A 1,260-nucleotide genomic window follows, 5' to 3' on the forward strand; every position below is an offset into this window, starting at 1 on the left:
TTGTTCGTTGATTTGTTAAAAATCTTTACTTACTTTTGTGACTTTCAAATCAAAAACTATGAGACCAGACTTATTTCAATCCCCAGATTATTATTTATTAGACGAATTATTATCTGACGAACATAAAATGGTGCGTGATGCTGCACGTGCTTGGGTAAAAAAAGAAGTATCTCCAATTATTGAAGACTTCGCGCAAAGAGCAGAATTTCCAAAACAAATCGTAAAAGGTTTGGGAGAAATTGGTGGATTTGGTCCGTATATTCCAGTGGAATATGGTGGTGCTGGATTAGATCAAATTTCTTATGGATTAATCATGCAAGAAATTGAAAGAGGAGATTCGGGTGTACGTTCGACTTCATCTGTTCAATCTTCATTGGTAATGTATCCAATTTGGAAATATGGAAACGAAGAACAAAGAATGAAATATTTACCAAAATTAGCCACTGGAGAATTCATTGGTTGTTTTGGTTTAACAGAACCAGATTATGGTTCAAATCCAGGTGGAATGGTAACTAATTTTAAAGATATGGGTGATCATTATCTTTTAAATGGTGCTAAAATGTGGATTTCGAATGCACCTTTTGCTGATATTGCAGTAGTTTGGGCTAAAAACGAAGAAGGAAGAATTCACGGATTAATAGTGGAAAGAGGAATGGAAGGTTTTTCAACTCCAGAAACTCACAATAAATGGTCGTTAAGAGCTTCTGCCACTGGAGAGCTTATTTTTGACAACGTAAAAGTTCCAAAAGAAAACTTATTACCAAACAAATCTGGATTAGGAGCACCACTAGGCTGTTTAGATTCGGCACGTTATGGAATTGCTTGGGGAGCGATTGGAGCAGCAATGGATTGTTATGATACGGCTTTACGTTATTCAAAAGAAAGAATTCAGTTTGACAAACCAATTGGAGCTACTCAATTACAACAAAAGAAATTAGCTGAAATGATTACTGAAATCACAAAAGCACAATTATTAACTTGGAGATTAGGTGTTTTACGTAACGAAGGAAAAGCTACTACAGCTCAAATTTCGATGGCAAAAAGAAACAACGTTGATATGGCGTTAACTGTTGCTCGTGACGCACGTCAAATGCTAGGTGGAATGGGAATTACAGGTGAATATTCAATCATGAGACACATGATGAATTTAGAATCTGTAGTGACTTACGAAGGAACTCACGACATTCACTTGTTAATTACAGGTATGGATGTTACTGGTTTCCCTGCATTCAAATAATTGAACAATAGATAAAATTGATA

At 35.6% G+C, this 1,260-nt stretch carries 1 protein-coding gene; it reads left to right on the forward strand.

Going from position 1 to position 1,260, the window contains the following annotated elements; all coding sequences use genetic code 11:
• Positions 1-58 precede the first annotated feature (58 nt).
• The gene (locus Q0075_RS06685; RefSeq protein WP_297868833.1) at positions 59-1,237 is read left to right on the forward strand and encodes an acyl-CoA dehydrogenase family protein; all 1,179 of its coding nucleotides are present in this window, start codon (positions 59-61) and stop codon (positions 1,235-1,237) included.
• The last annotated feature ends 23 nt before the right edge of the window (positions 1,238-1,260 follow it).

This window comes from uncultured Flavobacterium sp., from assembly GCF_937967675.1.
Taxonomy (GTDB): Bacteria; Bacteroidota; Bacteroidia; order Flavobacteriales; family Flavobacteriaceae; genus Flavobacterium.